The following is an 18,919-nucleotide window of genomic DNA, read 5'->3' as shown; positions in this document are numbered from 1 at the left end:
GTTCCTTACTCAAATTACATTAATTAATTTTTAATGAACCTGAAACAATCCTGCGGCATAGCCTCCCAACAGGATTGATTCTTAATTCAAATTTATCTATTTAATCGACATTCACTCGTTGCTAGGCTTGGAACTGGAGTTGGTGAATGTTCTGTCTTCTCAAATAAACCAAGTCCTGGTGTATGAACTGGCTCATTGCCCGCTTCAGTTGTATTGACCGTGGGTTGAGTCGATACAGGAATATGTTTGGGTTCTTCTTGAAGGGAAATGGTTCTGTTGGTAGTCAGGCCAAAAACGATGGCAGTCATACAGTTTTTCTCAAGCGATTCAATGAGGTTTTTGGTCTGACTGTAAAAAAGGCCTGCATACACTATGTCTTTTTTCAAGTGGATGTCTTTTAAAGCATCTCTGAATTGATTCGTATCAAAAATATCATTTTGAAAACATGCTAAAACCTGTTGGAGTGCCTTGATTTTTTCCTGTTTTCTTCTTGGGAAAAATAATCCCCAAAAGCCAGTTAAATTGGACTCGAGATTTTTGATGTGTTGTTCCACGTTTTTTCGAGTCGTGTGTAACAGGCCTGGCAATTCTTTTTCAAATGTATTTTTTTGAATTTCCAGAAGTTCTCCACGGGATTTTTGTAATTGTGCTCCAGTTTCTAGCCAGGAGGAATCATTGAGCTTTCCATCTTCCGAGCCTAAAAAGGTCATCATCCCAAATACACTCTCCCGCATTGATATGGAGTTTTGCGATTGAAATGCTTTTTTCAACCCGTAGTGATTGAAGGAGTATTGTTGAATGAATTGATCAAAATGCCTGGAAGTAAAAACATAACCGTTGAATAAGAATTTCGCTATTGCTATTGGTCCAGTGGTACAGACTACTATAGACTTCAGATACAGGGTACGTTCCTTTTTCATGAGGTAAGCCAATAGTTTCTCATCAGACTGTTGCAGCGCCCCTTTAATTTCATAGTATTCATTTCTAAAGAATAACCATTTAAAGAATCCAAGCTGATCCTTTAATTCCTTTCTTAATCGTTGCGTTACAGATTGATGCGTTTCATCTGCAGAAACTTTGTTGAAATCAAGAAATTTGATTGGATCATTCATTATTTCATTAATGTATTTTCTTAGTTCTCTTGAGGATGGTTCTTTTCCTTGGGTAAATATATTTTTAGAGCGAGCGATGTAAATCGACTCGGAACGATTTCTCATAAAACTGATTAGGTATTTATTTAAATAACTTCCTCTGCCAAACTCTTCTTCTGTATTTTCAATAAAATCATTGGTGTATTGACTTAATACCTGAATTATTCCTTGTTGCACTTTTTCGATTTCTTCTTTCGCAGCATTGGGATCAACTATGGCAATGTAATCATTGTTAGATAAAATGATGTCTTTATTTCGGATTCGTAAACTGCCGATATTCAATAACAGCGGTGCCTTTACACTGACTCGTGCAGGGAGTTTTGAGGTATCGACAGGGACATCAAAATCGGTATATGCTCCTACAGAATAAACAGGTGATAACCATCTGAGTATATCGCTGGCAACAGCAAGGTTTCCACCTTCACTGAGATGAGTAATCTCATCTCTATAAAATTCATATAATTTTTTTTCGTTTTCTGTTGTCAGGTTCTCAGGAAATTGATGTGCATCAACGGGGGTAATTCGATGTTCTGCACAGAAGCGGTATAAATTTTTGAGCGCTTGTTCGTTTAGCAAGGAAGAATCATAAATCAGGCTAATTGAATCAGTGGGGTTTTTTTCACGCATGCTGATTAATCGCATCTGATTCTCAGTATTCATAAAAATACCGGGTTTGTTACTGAGCCAAATTTTGACATGAAGATGAGGATTATATTGATACACTTTCTTTGCGGAATCTGACATGGTGGACATCCTGAGCGCTAAAAGAGCAGATTAAAGACAATTGTTTGAATATGATACATTAGAAATCTTAATAAATTATTAAATGAGGCAAAAACTAAAATCAGTCAGGACGTTTTCAGAGGATGACTATTCATCGAACACTTGAAATTAAAAGCCTTTGATGTGGTGCCACGAAATGGTTGGTCATCGGGCAAATGCAGTTATGGCTTGTTCATTGTTTATGGGGACTAATCTCTTGATTCACTGAGAATAGACGACAATTACCGTGCTTCCTGGGGGGCGCAAAATTGCCGCTTAAGAACAGAATTTGCCGGGTCAAGTGACAATATGTGAATAGATCAAGCAGCATCGATGCATTGATAATGTGCCAGCACGTTGGGATTTTTTAAAATGCCTCTGATTATTTATTAGAAGAGGAATGCGTATTAATGTATTTTTGCAGTTCTGAAAAAGGAATTGGCTTACAGTAATAAAAACCTTGAGCGTATTGGCATCCAGTGGATTTAATCATCTCATGTTGTTGTTCTGTTTCAATTCCTTTCTGGAGGCATTGAATATTAAGATCTTTGGCTAATTGAACTATCCCTTTCAGTAGCATTCGAATTTTTGAGGTTTTTCCAATCCCTGTCAGTAATTGCTGATCCAGTTTAAGGTAATCCAGAGGTAATGATAATAGTTTGGGAAGAGACACTTGGGGGCTGCCAAAGTTATCGAGGCATATTTTGATCTCGCTTTGATGTATCTTTCTCAGTGATTTGGATATTTTATTGAAATGGGGGGCAATAATTCGTTCTGAAATGTCCAGTATAATTTGATTGTTAGAGATGTTGAATTGTTTTAAATTATCATTTAACGAATCCAGGAATCGGGGATCGTTTAATTGAGAGAATGAAATATTGATGGATAATTTTCCATCAAATTTGGATGCGAGAATGGAATGGTAATCCTGTAATGATTGTTCGATTAACCATTGGCTAATAAGATGAATACATCCAGAGTGTTCTGCTACCGGGATGAATTCTCCGGGCAGGATTAAGCCTTCTTGTGGATGATGCCAGCGTAACAAGGCTTCAAAACCTACCACTTTATTCGCGATAATATCTATTTGCGGTTGGTAATCAATGGACAACTCATTTTTTGCAACCGCCGATTTGAGTTCTTTTTTAATGACCTCATTGCGCTTATTTTGAATAAAATGCAAGGATCTCGAAAAAACAGCAAAATTATTTTTCCCTGCTTTCTTCGCCTGATACATCGCCAGATCTGCATGTTTTAAAAGATCGCTAGGGCTTTCTCCGCTATCGGGATAAAGCGCTATCCCGATACTGGCGGATATTTTCATTTGATACTCGCCAAATTGAAAGCTTCTGGATAGTACGGTTATGATTTTATCTGCAATTGCCTCAGCTGAATCGATCGTTGCATGGTGTATTAATACGATAAATTCATCCCCACCTATACGAGCAATAAAATCGTTCTTTCTGATACAACGCACCATACGTTTTGTTGCTGCCTTCAACAGTTTGTCACCAATGGGATGTCCCATGGTATCGTTAATTATTTTAAAATTATCCAGATCAATCAGAAGCAATCCCAGATTTTTCCCTTTAAGTTGATGCTCATAGATATTTTCGATCAGTTGCTCCTCAAAATATTGCCTGTTGGCTATTTGAGTCAGAGTGTCGTAACGAGCTAAATTCAGCATGCTTTGTTCGGTTGATTTAAGCTGGGTAATATCGGTTCCGTAAATGTTGATTTGCTTGAATTCCGCTATCCAAATCAGTGTGAATAAATAGATTTTAGAATCTGCCTCAAGTTCTATTCGTATCACCTGATTGGTATCTCGAGCCCTGTGGACTTCATTCAGCAATGATTCAGGAATTCCTGAATGCAGTTCTTTCCAATGATTTAATATTATTTTTCCTTGATTGTTAGCAAAAATGACTTCTCCAGACGGTAGGATTCTTATAACCGGATTTGGATCCTGCTTGGGAATACTGGCTAAAAACTGCAAGCGTCTTTGATTTAATAAACGTTCTATTTCTAAATTAATTCTTCCCAGGAATAAGCGAAATAGCGTGTTATGCAGGCTGTTCATTTCCAAATTTCGGATGGTGAGAATACTGAGTAGTCCGACTACATCGTCGTGGGCATTGATAATTGGCCCAGCCAGATAGGAATGTGCTTTCATTTCAGCTAATAGTTTATCTTTGGGAAATTGCTGTTGAATGTCATTAAAATGACAGATGGCTTTTTGCGATATCACTTGGTTACAAGGAGATTCAATAAGAGAATAACTCATATTTTCTTCTTTTTTGCCAAAAGCATAGTAACTGACGGTATGAGCTATGCCATGACTATCAACCAGGCATACTGAAGCATAATCTGCGGAGAAGGCATCGCTTATTATTTTCAGGATGTCGTCAAAAATAGCATTTTCTTCACGGTGATTGCTGATTTGGGCCAAAGACCATAAAACCCACTCAATTATTTTCTCTTGTAAAATATTGTTAAGCCGCGCAAAAATAACAGAAGTTCCGTGTAATTCTGTTTTATTTATCATAATATTATAAGCAGTGATCGGTTTTTGGGAGATGCGCTCAATCCAGGTGAAATGTTGCGTGATTCCTTCTTTTGCTAGCTGAAAGAATTTACGCGCTGTAATAAATTGCCGTTTACGAGAATAGGTATTCAGTTTAAATTGGTTCCAGAACAATTGATTTATGAGTTTGTTATGGTTTTGTCCAAATACCCTGGCTGCTTCTTCATTCATGGCAATAACTTTTCCCTGCATGTCAAAAGCAATAATGCCGTCTTGCGTTGTGCCTATTAATTTTTTAATAGAGTTTTCCAGCGCAGGCGTATTGATTCTTTTGTTCAATGTAGGTGTTTCATAATTATTACTTGGACGATCCATATCTTTTATCCAATCAGTGCTAACTTAAATATAGACATAAATTATAAATTTTGTATTAGGTCTAAACTTATTATTAAAATGACCGAAAAGAATATAAGTGCAAAATAAATAAGCTAAAAACAAAGAAATTTAATTTTAAGCACAAATCTTGCATGTAAATAAAATAAAAATGGGCATGAGGGGGAGACACCATGAAAAAAATACTTCTAACAGCATTCATGATGTCAATGACGGCTGTGGTAAATGCTGCAAATTTTTATGGAACAGCATTGTGTGGCTATCCTCAATATGAATGTATCAAGGTCGCCGCAGGAGAGAGCTGGGATAAATTGTTTCCCGATCCCGTTCAGCGTGATTTGGTACAAAGAGTGAATCGTAGTTATAACTATTTATGGGCTGGTAAAGAAATTGCCGTACCCAGAAACTTAGCCAATATTACGATTTTTGATATATCTCCTTTCCCGTTAAAAATCGAAGGGGAAAATGAAAAGCAAATCATTGTAGACCAGGAAAAACTTGCCTGGGCTGCTTATGATGCTGAAGGTAATTTGGTGTGGTGGGGACCAATTTCTTCAGGTAGGGATAAATGCTCTGATTCAAACAAGTCATGTCGTACTTTAACCGGTATTTTCAGGATGTTCAGTAAAGAAAGTGTTAAATGTACCTCCGATGTGTTCCCAATCGGCAAAGGCGGAGCCAAAATGCCTTATTGCATGTATTTTCATAAAGGATTTGCTCTTCATGGTTCGGATGATATTCCTGGGCAACGAGCAAGTCATGGCTGTGTGCGTATGTTTATTCAAGATGCCAAATGGTTAAATGAGAACTTTGTTCAATTATCCAATGAACGAAATAACTTTATGGGTACAAAAGTTATTGTGCGTCCGTTAAACGACAGCGAGAAAAAATCATGAATAGAATAATAAATAGAGGAATTGCTTCAGTTGCAATCATATGTTTATCAGGGGTGTTTTATTTTACCTCAATTCAAGCCGCTCCTACGAAGAAGGTTACTGCTTCTGAAGAAAAGGGTGAGAAGAAAGATAATAATAAGTTCCCTATTGGATGCACCCCTGTAGGATTCAAACAAAGTCTCAAAGTGTTGTCGCTTTATCCAGGGAAAGAAGGGGCATTACAATCCATGTACTTCTTTTATAATCAATTGCCTCAATCGGTCAGTTTGTATCAAATGAGGGATAAGGAAAGTGAATATTCCACGCGCTTGAATCATACGATCAAAGCAAATTCCTGGGCTGTTCTGGCTACAGGAGAGAGAGAGTTAAAATATATTTGTACTTTAGGTGATGGTAAGACTTCATATGGCAAAATTTTGGACTGTGCTGATACGATTAAAGTATGTGAGTACGTCAATGTGAAATTTGGATTGAATAATAAAGGAAATTTCTGGATAGTAGATAGTAATTCAAGAAACGGGGCCGTCAGTGAAGTCGTACATTATGGCATTATACCTGGAGTATAATTGCCATGAAAAGAGGGGAATCTTCATGAAATCACTAGTACCATGGATATGTTTGGTTGTTGCATCAGCCAGTCAACAAGTATTTGCTGATGATGAGTTTAATGCCTATAGATTAGGTAATTATAATAAAGCTGCCGAGCCTTTAATGAACAGGGCAGGTCAGGATGCCGTTGCGGATTATTATTTGGGCCGGTTGTATCTTTACGGCTATGGCCAGTTAAAGAATAACAACCTGGCAATGCGTTATTTTAACAAATCTGCAGAAAAAGGTTATTTACCTGCAGTGCAGTTAATGGCCAAATACAGTTTGTTCCAGGTTAAAAATCCAGAAGAGGCCGCGCGCTGGTTTAAGCAAGCTGCTGCTGCTGGCGATGTAAATGCTCAAATGTATATGGCTGCAGCTTATTTGTATGGCTATGGCGTTAAGAAAAATGTGGATGTTGCCTCTCGTTATTATATTGATGCAGCAAAAAGCGGTAATTCAGTGGCTCAATATGCTTTGGCAGAAAATTTCATTGACAGTCGTCATTCATCCAATAACAAATTGGGGCTGATCTGGTTAGCAAAGTCAGCGAATAGCGGTAATCCTAAAGCATTAACTAAATTGGGAAGTATTAATTTTGTAGGTAAACTGGTTCCCAAAGATATTCCCAAGGCATTGGATTTATTGAATCAGGCTGCGTCACAAAATTATGTTCCTGCAATGATAGAGCTTGGCCAAGTGGCTTTGGCGCAAAATGAGTACGATCAGGCTTTGCAATGGTTTAATAAGGCTGCCAGTCAAAAGAGTCCGGAAGCTTATTTGCAGTTGGCCCATGCTTATTTACAGGAAAAAAGCCCAATTTATGATCCCAAAAACGGGTTCTTATGGACTTTGAAAGCCGCTCAGGATGGGTTAGTTGAGGCAAAAAGCGATCTGTCTAATCTTTACAAGAAGGGTATTGGCGTCAATTCTGATGAAGTATTAGCCAAGCAGTGGGCGGATCAAGCTGCTGAAGATGCGAAAAAATCCTCTCAAACATCCCCTCAGACTCAAATGGCTTTATGGTTAAGTAATGATAAAACGGATAAGTTGGATGAAACTTCTTATCAGATGAGCGGGATCTTTAGTCCCTGGACAAACCCGGCGGGACTAAGAAATAATACTTATAATCAACCACCTCAACTTGACGTGATTACTCGTCAGGAATTATTTAAACCTCAGTTTGAATTAACACAACCTAATGAAATACCTATTAATACTTATTATGATGCGTTGATCAGTAAACAGGTCGAGTTAAAAGACAATGAGTGGGCATTTCCTATCTATCATCTAAATTATCAAATCGAAGCATTAGAAAGGGCTTATAGTCCTGTTGTAGCAAAAAATAATTTACCCGCACCTTATACCGATGCCAGTTATTACACCGAAGATGATAATATTAGCGGTGATTTAATGGATATTTGGACCGAAGGGTGGCAAAAACAGGCAAATTATATGTCTGTGTTTAATCAAATGTATTTCCGAGCCATATTAGGTGATGCGCAATCACAATTTGAAATTGGCCAAATGTTTCAATATGGCATTGGGGTGGCGCAAAATGAACAGGCAGCGATTATTTTTTACCAAAATGCAACGGAACAACAGCATTTGGGCGCCGAATATAATCTGGGTGTTCTTTATCTAGAACATGCAAAAGATGAGGCTGATTACCAAACCGGTTTAAATTGGTTAACCGACGCTGCATTTAAGGGTAATAAACGCTCTCAATATGCTCTTGCCAGATTATTAGAGAAAGGAAAGGCGGGACCCGATGGTAAGTTGTACATCCAGCCTAATCATGAACAGGCTATGTCCATGCTCTATCTATCCGCGGCAAATAACTATGGACCAGCAGAATATCAATTGGCTGAGTATTTGGCTCGCGAATACAATGATGGTTTGAGTGTTGATGTTAAAAAACATAAAATCGCATTAATTCGTCAATTGTATCAGGGCGCGGCAACGAATCACGTTGCTCAAGCCTTGTTGCCATTGGCTTACTATAACGCTATGGATACGGACAAACAAAAACAGGCTGAAGCCTTTAAAGTAGCTGAAAGTCAAGCAGATGCTGGGGATGAAAAAGCGGCTCTCTTATTGGGAATGCTTTATGATCGTGGCATTGGAATTAGCGCCGATCCAGCTAAAGCGGTATATTGGTACCAACAATCTGGCCAAAATCCAGTGAGCCAATTCATTATGGGTACCTATACAACTGAAGGTAAAGGCGTCGCTCAGGATAAAGAAAAAGGATTAAGTTTACTGAAGCAATCAGCACAAGCTCAATTCTCTTATTCTGATTTCAATATGGCGGTGTTAAAACAACAAGATAAAGAAGATTTTTTACCTGACTTAATTACTTCTTATCGTTTAGGTAATAGTCATGCAGGAATTGTTTTAGCGGATTATTATCTCGCTGAAAACAATGATACAGACAGTATGAACCAGGCCAGGGAAATTTATACGGGATTAGCTGAAAAAGGGGATCAGTATGCCCAGTTGAAATTGGCATACATGATGGATAAAGGTCTTGGGTTAGCAGCAGATCCTGTTGTAGCTGAACGCTGGTATCTTGCATCAGCCAAGCAAGGTAATCCAGAAGCTCAATATTTATTAGGTCAATTTTACCAATTGGGCGAAATTGGAGAACCTGATTATAATTTAGCAAAATCCTGGTACCAAAAAGCGGCTTCCAAGTTACCCAAGGCCTTAGTTGCTTTAGGTTTTATTTATGAAACTGTAGATGATAATTATTCTGATGCTTTGAAATCCTATGAAGCAGCTTCTGAACAAGGTGATGCTTTAGGTGATTATAACCTGGCCTTGATGTATGAGTATGGTAAAGGCGTTCCAGTTGATTATCAAAAAGCCAAAGCTTTATTTACCTCTGCTGCGGATAAAGGTGTTGATGAAGCAATGAATCAGCTGGGGGGCATGTATTTTTATGGCTGGGGTCAACCTCGAAACACACAGCAAGCTTTATCCTGGTATAAGAAAGCTGCTGAGCTGGGTAATAGCAATGCCCTTTACTCTCTTGGCCTTTTGTCAGAAACGGGTGTCGCTACCAAACTGGATTTTCCTGACGCTTTAAAGTATTACAAAGAAGCATCTGATAAAGGAAATGAAAAGGCTATGTTGGCTCTCGCGAGAATGTACCATTATGGTTTGGGGGTAGAAAAAGATCCTAAGGTGTCAGCAGGGATTTATGAAAAACTTGCCGAACGACAAAATGCCTATGCTCAATATCAATTGGGAACTTATTATATTGAGGGTACCGCGGGTGAGCAATCAGCTGAAAAAGGCAGGAAATTATTGGAGCAGGCTAGTGAAAATGGCAGTGTGCAAGCCCGAAAGGTATTGCGTCGATTGGATGCTCAAAATCAGGCGCGGGTAAGTTATGTGGAACCAGTCCAGTTAAATGATGCACCTCTGTTGGATGGTTCAAATGCTGATTTGATCTACCTCGAAGCCTTGAATGAATGGAATCGGGGAGATGAGGTTTTATCACGTATGATTTTACAACGATTGGTTACTCAGTATCCAAATTTTGTTCCCGCCAAACGTACTTATGAGCAGTTAAATCAAGCCAGGTTAACACGAATTTACAGTTAAGCCTGTTTGATGGTCTTTGGCTAAAATACTCTTATTCAATCTAGCCCCTTATTCAGGGGCTTTCTCTAGTTCCTGCCAGAAAAAATTATTGCCTCTTTTCTAATATTTGCTCACAATCGAGTTGAAGGGGCATTAGTACTTCAGGTTGTAAACTTGTTTCAGTAATGAGCTCTACATTGAACTGATTGGGATGAGTTTGCTTTTTTAAGTAGTGGGATGAACAATGAGGATGGTAATATGAAGTATGCGGTTACTTTTTGTACCTTTGATGGTGAAGCGGGCGCAAATCCTTTATGGCATAGTTGTATATTGCTTTCCAGAATGGATGAAGAGACAAAACAGCTTGAAGTAGTTGATAATTGGGGCTTTTATGGTTTGCCAACCACTCAACGTGATAATTCATGGACCAATGCATTAAAAATAAAGATCGGGTTGGACGTTGATTTGGTCGGTAATCATGGCATGTTGCGGCATGAAGAAATCAGGTATCTGGATCTTGGGCGTGGGTTGCATGGAGCTACATTTGAATTAACCAAAGAACAATTTGAGCATTTGCAGGTCAGGTGTTTGGAAATGGTCGAAGAGCAAAACAATGCGATTAACGAAATTGTTGAACCTTTGCGAATTAAAGGGAAATCTCCCAAAGAAACACGAATCTATCCTTTTGAACAACATTCATCCGACATTTATAAATGGGAGAAAATCCGAGCGGCACAAGATCAGCGAGAACCCAGACTTAAACCTTTTGAGGTGCGATTATCCTGGGGATGGTCAGGTCCAAGTTTTGCTGAATCCAATACATGCAAAACGCAGAGTGTAGCCTTGTTGAGACACGTGCTCTCAGATGAGCAAATAAACCGCCTTACCGATGGAGGCAAACATCCCTCTGTGCCTCGATACAGCGGGCCAATGGAAACAATATTTTTGCACAGCACGGGGCCTTTAAGGCAGCATGAAAAGAAATCCGGGGATAAAGTCTATTATCGCGATTCTCAGGATCCGGGTGTGCGATTATATTGGACTGTTCCTCCGCAGGAAGTTGAAGCATTATCTCCTGATACAATCAAGTTATTGACGATTGATAAGGACTATTGTCCAAAAGTTAAATCGGTAGTGAGGAAATTGCAGCAGCTTGAGTGGCTACTCAGAAATGCTCAAGTGCCTGAAGAATTTCAAATCAATAAAGATGCTTTAATTAATCAAGTGATTATGTGTTATAAAAATTTCTCTAAAATTAAACCTAAAGATGACAAACCATCTATAACGGGTGTACAGGGATTTTTTTATTCATTGCTTTCCTTACCGAGAAGTAAAGCCGAATTTAGTTTACAAGAAAAAATCAGGCACGCAGAACTGTTGTTTAACAGCCTCTATATGGCCATGGTTCATCGTATGAAAATTGATAAAACACTGCCAATTGAACCTCTTGTTGCGATAAATTCTGAGGATGAGAAGAGTGAAGCAAGCTCTAGTGATGGACAGGCTGAGTTGATTGATGAAAATCCCCTGGAAGCTGTAGTCAGTTATTTATCAGAGAATGATCAAAAAGCGCTCTGCCGAATTATAGGACGTAACTATTGTGTCGATGAGGACTCTGAAGACGAATTTTATGAAGATGAGTATCCAGTACCTGAAGAGAATTTGTATTCAAATCATGAGTCACATAGGGAATCGCTCAGTCCAAGATAACGTTCATTAAAGTACATGTTGCGTTCATAGGGATATGACGTCATCCCATGTCAAACGAGTGATCTCCTGATCAAGGCACAAGCCAGCATCAGGAGATTCTTCACGGGCTCCAGATTTGTCTCTATGTCCTAACTTATTGATATCATATAAAAATTTTTGCGCCTTGATTCGAATACCAGGAAGTCCAGATTTATTCAATGAGCTTTAGATCAAAATTTATCCTGTTGATTGAAAGTAAAACACCGCAAGGGTAAACTAAGCACACTTTATCAAACAAGTGAGCATAATAGGATGTATTTGAACTTATCAGAATTACACGAACGGATTAAATGGATCAGAAATCAATTAATCACCTCAGCTGAAAAATGGATTGATGCTCAACATGATGACATGCTTCAAGCTATTAAAAGTAATTGGCGGAACGCTGTAAGTTCAGCAAACAGAGATGAGATGCAGCGGAAGCTGCAAGAAGGTAATGTATCTCTTGTCAGAGTGGATCAGTTACTGCATTCCATGAGTGTTGCTTCATCATCTTTAGAGGTGCGTGATTCATCAGCACTCGACGTTGTGAATGAACTGTCTGAGGATCATCATTATCGAAGTGTATATCATCCCGTTGTTGACGATCCTGGTGCTCATTTAGTTTGTTTAAGCCAATTAACTACAGTTTTTGATCTCTTGTACCAATTAGAAGATTATTTATCTCCGTTGGAGTTTCATGTTTCATTTAGTGGTTTAAAGCTGGCACACGCTATGGGCGTCAGTATGAATAATGAATGGCGCTTTGTAGAGAAGGGTATGGAGACAGTGCGTTGCTATACTTCCCGTTTACAACAAGCAAGGCAGCAATTTCACCATGCCAACGCAGACGTTAATCGATTGATTCATTTAAACCAGGCTCAAATTAACATCAGAATGAGGCAATTTGATGAGACCTTACACTATTTGGTCTCCACTGTCAGTGTGGCTTATGAATTGCAAAACGATTCACGAAACAGGCTGGTTAGAATGTTCACCGCCTACCTTCCCTGGCATGCCATATTTCATCAATTGTTAACTGGTATATTCGGGGTCGATGCCGTACTGCATCCTGCAAAGGATTCAATAGCGTGTTTGGATTCAAGGATAAATGAAATCACAACTTTGGTTCAAGATCAAAATCAAATACCACAAGATGCGATTTTCGAGGAATACCAAAGAATAGCTCAGGCGACTGAATCGGAGCTTAATCAATTTAATCGGAAATTAGAAAGCATGAGAGGAAATTTGGATGTGGCGGAGCAGATGGGAGCATTACATCATGTTGCGTTATTCTTGCCAACAAGTGTTACTGGTTTTTATGGATTTTTCAACAGGTTACAAAACATGCCAAGACTTTCAGGTCAAGCGGATGCTGCTTTGGGGTATGAGAATGATCGTGTGATCGATACAGAAGATAGTAATGGACTGGGATATTAATAGAAAGAACCGAACCGGCATTGCCGGTTCGGGTGTTTTCGAACTTAGAGCGACGGAAACACTGGATTAAGCAGCCATCGCTTGAACACGAGCGACCAGACGGCTTTTAATACGAGCAGCTTTATTTTTATGAATCAAGCCTTTGCTTGCGGCTTTATCGATCACTGGTTGTGCTTTGGTATAAGCAGCACGTGCAGCTTCCTGATCACCAGCTTCTACCGCTTTAAGCACATTTTTAATATATGTGCGGTACATGGAACGTGCACTGGCGTTGTGTTGGCGCAGTTTTACGTTTTGACGGGCACGTTTGATTGCTGATTTAATATTGGCCACTTAGAAATCTCCACTCATTCAGATAATACAAAAGATGGTGATCATGCACAATGAGTTAGAATTTGTCAATATAGACCTTGATGTAACTTTAATAAATTAGGTATATCATAGGAGAAATTTACTTTTTTATACTTAACGACATGTCAGCGACGGATATTATGGTACCAAAAAAACAAAGTTTATTACGATCGACTACTTTAGTTTCAGTAATGACCTTTGTCTCTCGGATGGCAGGATTTGCGCGTGATATGGTTCTTGCCAATTTTTTTGGTGCTCAGGCAGGAATGGATGCCTTCTTTGTGGCGTTTCGAATACCTAATTTTATGCGGCGTCTTTTTGCTGAGGGGGCCTTTGCCCAGGCTTTTGTTCCGGTTCTGGCTGAATACCAAAAAACACGCTCACCAGAAGATGTTCGTACGTTTATTGCCCGTATTTCAGGATATTTAAGTGCCATTCTTACCTTGGTTACTATGGTCGGGATTATTGCTGCGCCTGTTATTATCTTTTTATTCGCTCCTGGATTCAGCCACGACAGTGTTCGTGCCGATTTGGCGACTGAAATGTTACGGATTACGTTTCCATTTTTGATGCTTGTGTCTTTAACCGCGATGGCGGGTGCAATACTCAACACCTACGGATATTTTGGAGTACCTGCATTTACTCCGGTGTTGCTGAACATCAGTATGATAGTAGCGGCCATTTATTTATGTCCTAATTTACCTCAGCCGGTTGTTGGTCTGGCCTGGGGGGTATTGATTGCCGGTATTTTGCAGTTACTGTTCCAGCTTCCCTTTTTATATCAGCGGAATTTATTAATAAGACCCCGAATTGTTCGAGATGATCCCGGGGTCAATAAAGTGCTTAAACTAATGATTCCAGCCTTATTTGGCGTCTCAATCGCTCAACTCAATCTTATGGTTGACAGCATTTTTGCTTCCTTTTTAAAAGTAGGGAGTGTGTCCTGGCTGTATTACACGGACCGATTAACGGATTTTCCATTAGGGGTGTTTGGCGTCGCTATTGCTACGGTCATTCTCCCTCACCTGTCACGCAAACATGCAGAGCAAAGTCTCACTCAATATTCGCGTGCTCTCGATTGGGGACTGCGATCTATTTTGCTGATTGGAATTCCCGCAGGTTTGGGTTTGGCGCTATTTGCCATGCCTTTGATTGCCAGTTGTTTCGCCTACGGCAAATTCAATGTGCATGATTTAATTCAAACCCAAAAAAGCCTCATTACTCTTGCAATGGGCGTTCCTGCTTTTATGATGGTTAAAGTTTTGGCTTCAGGATTTTATGCACAACAGGATATTAAAACGCCCGTTAAGATTGGGGCTATATCCATGGTGGTGAATACATTATTGTGCTGTATTTTTGTCTGGCATTTTGCTCATGCTGGTTTAACTTTGGCATCTGCTTTGGCAGGATATGTGAATTGTGGTTTGTTATTGTTTCTGTTAATTAAAAGAGGTGTCTTTCAACCGTCCCCAGGTTGGTTGAAATACAGTATGCAATTAGTGATAGCAAATCTGGCCATTGCTGTATATTTGTATTGCATGAGTGGAACGGTATCTTATTGGCTAAGTTTCCCACCAATTCCCCGCTTAAGTTTGTTATTGGCGCATGTATTAGCAACAGTCGTGTTGTATTTATTGGTTTTGGGCCTTTCCGGGCTTAGACCGAGTCATTTCCGTGGTCAAATGAAGGAATAAGAATGATGCAAGCTGATTTATTTTATGAAACCCATAATGATAGAGCAATTCCTCTTTATTTAATTTCTCAAAATCAATGGGAAGAGGGTGTTGACCATCTAAGCCCCGCAGAGCGAAATTGCTTTGCCTTGAGACAGTTTAAGGGCAAACTGGGTGATTACTGCGTTATTATTAACGCCGATGGTGTGGTTGATAAAGCCTATGTTGGCTCAGGAAGTGGAATTCAGGAATCTGCTTTGGCTCAAGCTGCTGTTCTATTGCCTCCTGGCAGCTATCAAGTACAGGAACAATTGAATCAAAGAGCTGCTGTTAACTGGGGATTGGCTCAATACCGTTTTACAGGTTATAAAAAATATGAGGTGCAACCTCGCCTGTTATTATTAAAAGAAGAACATTTTGCCGCAGTGTTGGCTTTAGTACAATCCATCTATTTAGTACGTGATCTGGTTAATACGCCTGCCAGTGATATGGGGCCTGCGCAATTGTCTCAAGCAGTTGAAGCGTTGGCCAAAACCCATAATGCGCAATTCAGGCAATGGGTTGGTGATGAGTTACTCAAAGATAACTTTCCTGCTATTCATGCCGTGGGCAGAGCTTCAGCTTCTGCTCCTCGTTTGTTGTCGTTAACCTGGGGGAATGACACACACCCTCGGATCACTTTGGTGGGCAAAGGCGTTTGTTTTGATAGCGGTGGTCTGGATATAAAACCCTCATCAGGCATGCGTTTGATGAAAAAGGATATGGGCGGTGCAGCTCATGTGATTGGTCTTGCTCAATGGGTTATGTTACAAAAATTGCCTGTTCGATTGCAGGTTTTAATCCCAGCCGTTGAAAATTCTATTGGTCCTGATGCATTTCGTCCTGGAGATGTTCTTACCATGCGCAATGGATTGACTGTTGAAATAGACAATACCGATGCAGAAGGTCGTCTGATTTTAGCTGATGCTCTGGTTAAGGCCTGTGAAGACAATCCTGATGTAATTCTTGATTTTGCGACATTAACTGGAGCAGCGCGTGTCGCAGTGGGAACTGAGATGGCCGCTTTGTTTTCCAATAATGATCAATTGGCTGCAGAGATAACAGCAGCTGCTAATAAAACACTGGATCCGGTGTGGCGTTTGCCTCTGTTTGCTGCTTATGAGGATTTATTAAATTCAACAATTGCTGATTTAGCAAATTCGAGTAGTGCGCCATATGCGGGAGCTATTGTTGCCGCGTTGTTTTTACAGCGCTTTATTACAAAAACGGTTCCCTGGGCGCATTTTGATGTGATGGCGTGGAATACCAGTTCGAAACCAGGAAAACCTGAAGGGGGAGAGGCAATGGGCGTGTGCGCTGTTGCTGAGTATTTATTACGTGTCTATGGTCAGAATTAAAAAAGGAGATTTTTATGTTCATCACCTTCCGTTGTGATGCTTATGAAGACATTACCTACTTTAATGATGTTGCAAAACGATTATTGTCTTTAATGGGGCATAGTGGAACAGTTCCGGGTGCGCTTACCTCTGATCAGGTACCTGGTGCGTTACACAATTTACAAAGCGGCCTTGAATTGGAACAGAGCAAGAATCCTCCTGCGAGGCAAGACAGGGATGATGACAGCGAGCCTGAAATCAGTCTGGCAAAACGTGCGGTTCCTTTGTTGAGCCTGTTGAAAGCTGCTGAAAAGAACCAATCTGATGTATTGTGGGTTTCGTCAAAGTCTCCCTGAATTTAGTTTTTGCAATGAGCGAGTACTCCCTCATTCAGGTGAGTACTCCCTTTGTGTCAAGAGGTGTATTGTTATCCGGGCACGACTATCCCATTAAAAAAACGTCATCCTGAGCGTCGCGAAGGATCTACAAAAGCTGCCACTGTGCCAGATACAGAATATTCTTCATTGCATTCGGAAGGATGAAGATCGTTTTAAGACTCAATAGGATGTGTATGTAACTCATATTTTTTGGCTCTGTATTCCTTATAGTGCAAACGACTTAATTCTTTTTCAGCTTCTATGTTAGAAACCAGTTCCATTATTCGTTTAAATTTTCCATGAAAAAGAGGAATAGCACTCCCCATATTTAACAAAATGTCATTAAATCCTCTGGGTTCTTTATCATAACCAATCTGGATAGGGGGAGGAGGCTCTGGTCCTTCTCCCTGCAGGTTATGAGGAATGAAACTGTCATCTCGAAATGTCCATAACAATTCATCAAGATGTTCCGCATCCTGTCTGTTGTCACAAGAAACAAAAACACGATGTCCTCTGGCGTAGGCTTTTTCCAGAAGGCGACATGCGACCAGCCATTTTGCATCGGGCTGGTCACTGGTTAATAAATAAAAATCAACGCGAATTGGCGACATGGCGTATCAACTGAGTAAGTAAAGGAACGGGTCTGCCTGTAGCATTGCGTTTTTTTCCGGATACCCAGGATGTACCAGCAATATCCAAATGTGCCCATCGATAGCTTTCAGTATATCGAGACAAGAAACAGGCGGCAGTAATGCTTCCTGCAGTACGATCAAAACTGGCATTAATCATATCGGCCAGAGGACTGTCCAATGCTTCCTGATATGCATCATCTAAAGGCATGCGCCAAATTTTGTCCTGACTTTCAATGGCGGCCTGTTCCAATAATTTAGCCAGTTCATCATCCTTGGTCATATAACCTGTAGCGATAGAACCCAGAGCGACTATCATGGCGCCAGTTAAGGTAGCAATATCAAGTACAAATTCTGGATGATATCGTTCTGCATAAGTGAGTGCATCTGCCAAAACAAGACGTCCCTCTGCATCGGTATTAATAATTTCAACGGTTTGTCCAGACATACTGGTAACGATATCCCCTGACTTAACCGCTGCGCCACTCACCATATTTTCAGCGCTGGCAATGAGACCTATCACATTAACAGGAAGTTTTAACAGAGCACAGGCCTTTAATGTGCCCAGGACACTGGCTGCGCCGGACATATCATATTTCATTTCATCCATTGCATTGGCCGGTTTGATCGAAAGTCCACCTGAATCAAAAGTAATTCCTTTACCCACCAGTACAATAGGCGCGGCATCACCAGCTCCTTTGTAATGAAGGTCTATTAATCTTGGCGGCTCATTACTGCCTTGCGATACGGCCAGCAGGAGCCCCATTCCCATGGCACGCATTTCATCAGGTCCCATAACTTTACAGCTCATGGAATCAAATTGTTTGGCCAACTCAAGTGCCTGTTCTCCAAGATAAGTTGGCGTGCAGATATTTGCTGGCATGTTTGCAAGATGTCTTGTCATTTCAACGCCAGAAACAATGGCTTTTGCTAACTCCAAGGATTTCTCGCTTGATCCAGGCAAATAAAAACTAATGGACTCTAATTTGTGTGATTTTGGATTTTTCTTTTTGAAATCAAGAAGTTGATAGCGAATATTGTCGATTTGCACTATCATTTGCTCTAATTGCCATTCCGCAGATTGATTATTTAACTGAGGCAGGCAAAGCAGGGCTGATGAGAAGCGTTTTTTGATTAACTCATCCGTTATTTCAGTGATTCGTTTTTGCAGGACTGTTGATTTAAACTCGTTTTTTTTGCCGAATTGAACCACTAATAGACTCTGTCCTTGAACATCCATCTGCCATACTGCATCACCCTGTTCTGTGGCTCTCTGGCTTAGTCTGGTAATAACTCCATCGTGTTCTTTATCCAGGTTTATTGCGTAATCGGGTAGTTCTGCATCGGAAAAAATACCCAGAACAAGACACTCACTGATCGTGAGTGAGGGGTTTTGAATGAGTCCGTAATTCATCGTGAGCTCCTGTTGCCACTTAAAGA

Annotated in this window: 13 protein-coding genes; 8 read left to right on the top strand and 5 right to left on the bottom strand. The window is 40.1% G+C overall.

Going from position 1 to position 18,919, the window contains the following annotated elements; all coding sequences use genetic code 11:
• Nucleotides 1-92 precede the first annotated feature (92 nt).
• Together ELY21_RS02755 and ELY21_RS02750 are read right to left on the bottom strand one after the other, a co-directional pair.
• Nucleotides 93-1,895: a glycosyltransferase family 88 protein gene (locus ELY21_RS02755; protein ID WP_233588643.1), complete on the bottom strand. Its 1,803-nt coding sequence runs from the start codon at nt 1,893-1,895 to the stop codon at nt 93-95.
• Nucleotides 1,896-2,295: 400 nt separating this feature from the next.
• Nucleotides 2,296-4,812 carry an EAL domain-containing protein gene (locus tag ELY21_RS02750; RefSeq protein ID WP_127106672.1) on the bottom strand — a complete coding sequence of 839 codons (2,517 nt, stop codon included), beginning with the start codon at nt 4,810-4,812 and terminating at the stop codon, nt 2,296-2,298.
• 191 nt (nt 4,813-5,003) lie between these two features.
• On the opposite strand from ELY21_RS02750, the gene ELY21_RS02745 reads away from it, so the two are divergent.
• The 5 genes from ELY21_RS02745 to ELY21_RS02725 all read left to right on the top strand — a co-directional run bounded on the left by ELY21_RS02745 (nt 5,004) and on the right by ELY21_RS02725 (nt 13,073).
• Nucleotides 5,004-5,726 carry a L,D-transpeptidase gene (locus ELY21_RS02745; protein WP_127106670.1) on the top strand — a complete coding sequence of 241 codons (723 nt, stop codon included), beginning with the start codon at nt 5,004-5,006 and terminating at the stop codon, nt 5,724-5,726.
• The gene (locus ELY21_RS02740; RefSeq protein ID WP_127106668.1) at nt 5,723-6,292 is read left to right on the top strand and encodes an endopeptidase IV; all 570 of its coding nucleotides are present in this window, start codon (nt 5,723-5,725) and stop codon (nt 6,290-6,292) included. Before ELY21_RS02745 ends, ELY21_RS02740 begins: the two co-directional genes overlap by 4 nt.
• A gap of 25 nt (nt 6,293-6,317) precedes the next feature.
• Nucleotides 6,318-9,926, top strand: a complete 3,609-nt coding sequence (locus ELY21_RS02735) for a tetratricopeptide repeat protein (RefSeq protein WP_127106666.1) — start codon at nt 6,318-6,320, stop codon at nt 9,924-9,926.
• 237 nt (nt 9,927-10,163) lie between these two features.
• Nucleotides 10,164-11,615 carry a hypothetical protein gene (locus ELY21_RS02730; RefSeq protein ID WP_127106664.1) on the top strand — a complete coding sequence of 484 codons (1,452 nt, stop codon included), beginning with the start codon at nt 10,164-10,166 and terminating at the stop codon, nt 11,613-11,615.
• 297 nt (nt 11,616-11,912) lie between these two features.
• Entirely contained in the window at nt 11,913-13,073 is a 1,161-nt protein-coding gene (locus ELY21_RS02725; RefSeq protein WP_127106662.1) for a hypothetical protein, read from the top strand.
• A gap of 66 nt (nt 13,074-13,139) precedes the next feature.
• Here the strand turns inward: ELY21_RS02725 and rpsT are convergent, their stop codons facing one another.
• Nucleotides 13,140-13,406, bottom strand: coding sequence for a 30S ribosomal protein S20 (gene rpsT, locus ELY21_RS02720; RefSeq protein ID WP_127106659.1), 267 nt, complete (start codon nt 13,404-13,406; stop codon nt 13,140-13,142).
• A gap of 140 nt (nt 13,407-13,546) precedes the next feature.
• Here rpsT and murJ point away from each other — a divergent pair, with 140 nt between their 5' ends.
• The 3 genes from murJ to ELY21_RS02705 are packed head-to-tail and all read left to right on the top strand — an operon-like array spanning nt 13,547 to nt 16,829.
• Nucleotides 13,547-15,118 (top strand): murein biosynthesis integral membrane protein MurJ, encoded by a 1,572-nt coding sequence (murJ, locus tag ELY21_RS02715; RefSeq protein ID WP_127106657.1) that lies wholly within the window; start codon nt 13,547-13,549, stop codon nt 15,116-15,118.
• A gap of 5 nt (nt 15,119-15,123) precedes the next feature.
• The gene (locus tag ELY21_RS02710) at nt 15,124-16,494 is read left to right on the top strand and encodes a M17 family metallopeptidase (protein ID WP_127106820.1); all 1,371 of its coding nucleotides are present in this window, start codon (nt 15,124-15,126) and stop codon (nt 16,492-16,494) included.
• A 14-nt stretch (nt 16,495-16,508) separates the two neighbouring features.
• Nucleotides 16,509-16,829, top strand: a complete 321-nt coding sequence (locus ELY21_RS02705; protein ID WP_127106655.1) for a DUF1840 domain-containing protein — start codon at nt 16,509-16,511, stop codon at nt 16,827-16,829.
• A gap of 194 nt (nt 16,830-17,023) precedes the next feature.
• Here ELY21_RS02705 and ELY21_RS02700 read toward each other — a convergent pair whose 3' ends face one another.
• Together ELY21_RS02700 and ELY21_RS02695 are read right to left on the bottom strand one after the other, a co-directional pair.
• On the bottom strand, nt 17,024-17,461 hold the full coding sequence (locus tag ELY21_RS02700; protein WP_127106653.1) for a DNA polymerase III subunit chi: 438 nt from the start codon (nt 17,459-17,461) through the stop codon (nt 17,024-17,026).
• Nucleotides 17,442-18,893 carry a leucyl aminopeptidase gene (locus tag ELY21_RS02695; protein WP_127106651.1) on the bottom strand — a complete coding sequence of 484 codons (1,452 nt, stop codon included), beginning with the start codon at nt 18,891-18,893 and terminating at the stop codon, nt 17,442-17,444. Before ELY21_RS02695 ends, ELY21_RS02700 begins: the two co-directional genes overlap by 20 nt.
• Nucleotides 18,894-18,919: the final 26 nt, after the last annotated feature.

Origin of the sequence: Legionella sp. km535 (assembly GCF_003990085.1) — a bacterium.
In the GTDB taxonomy this organism is placed as follows: Bacteria; Pseudomonadota; Gammaproteobacteria; order Legionellales; family Legionellaceae; genus Legionella; species Legionella moravica.
Note: the sequence above shows the minus strand (reverse complement) of the source record. Positions and strands in the feature narration are given on the sequence as shown.

Bases quoted from the DNA above. Each gene is read 5' to 3' on its own strand.
- ELY21_RS02755 (WP_233588643.1), bottom strand. From the start codon at position 1,895: ATGTCAGATTCCGCAAAGAAAGTGTATCAATATAATCCTCATCTTCAT.
- ELY21_RS02750 (WP_127106672.1), bottom strand. From the start codon at position 4,812: ATGGATCGTCCAAGTAATAATTATGAAACACCTACATTGAACAAAAGA.
- ELY21_RS02745 (WP_127106670.1), top strand. From the start codon at position 5,004: ATGAAAAAAATACTTCTAACAGCATTCATGATGTCAATGACGGCTGTG.
- ELY21_RS02740 (WP_127106668.1), top strand. From the start codon at position 5,723: ATGAATAGAATAATAAATAGAGGAATTGCTTCAGTTGCAATCATATGT.
- ELY21_RS02735 (WP_127106666.1), top strand. From the start codon at position 6,318: ATGAAATCACTAGTACCATGGATATGTTTGGTTGTTGCATCAGCCAGT.
- ELY21_RS02730 (WP_127106664.1), top strand. From the start codon at position 10,164: ATGAAGTATGCGGTTACTTTTTGTACCTTTGATGGTGAAGCGGGCGCA.
- murJ (WP_127106657.1), top strand. From the start codon at position 13,547: ATGTCAGCGACGGATATTATGGTACCAAAAAAACAAAGTTTATTACGA.
- ELY21_RS02710 (WP_127106820.1), top strand. From the start codon at position 15,124: ATGCAAGCTGATTTATTTTATGAAACCCATAATGATAGAGCAATTCCT.
- ELY21_RS02705 (WP_127106655.1), top strand. From the start codon at position 16,509: ATGTTCATCACCTTCCGTTGTGATGCTTATGAAGACATTACCTACTTT.
- ELY21_RS02700 (WP_127106653.1), bottom strand. From the start codon at position 17,461: ATGTCGCCAATTCGCGTTGATTTTTATTTATTAACCAGTGACCAGCCC.
- ELY21_RS02695 (WP_127106651.1), bottom strand. From the start codon at position 18,893: ATGAATTACGGACTCATTCAAAACCCCTCACTCACGATCAGTGAGTGT.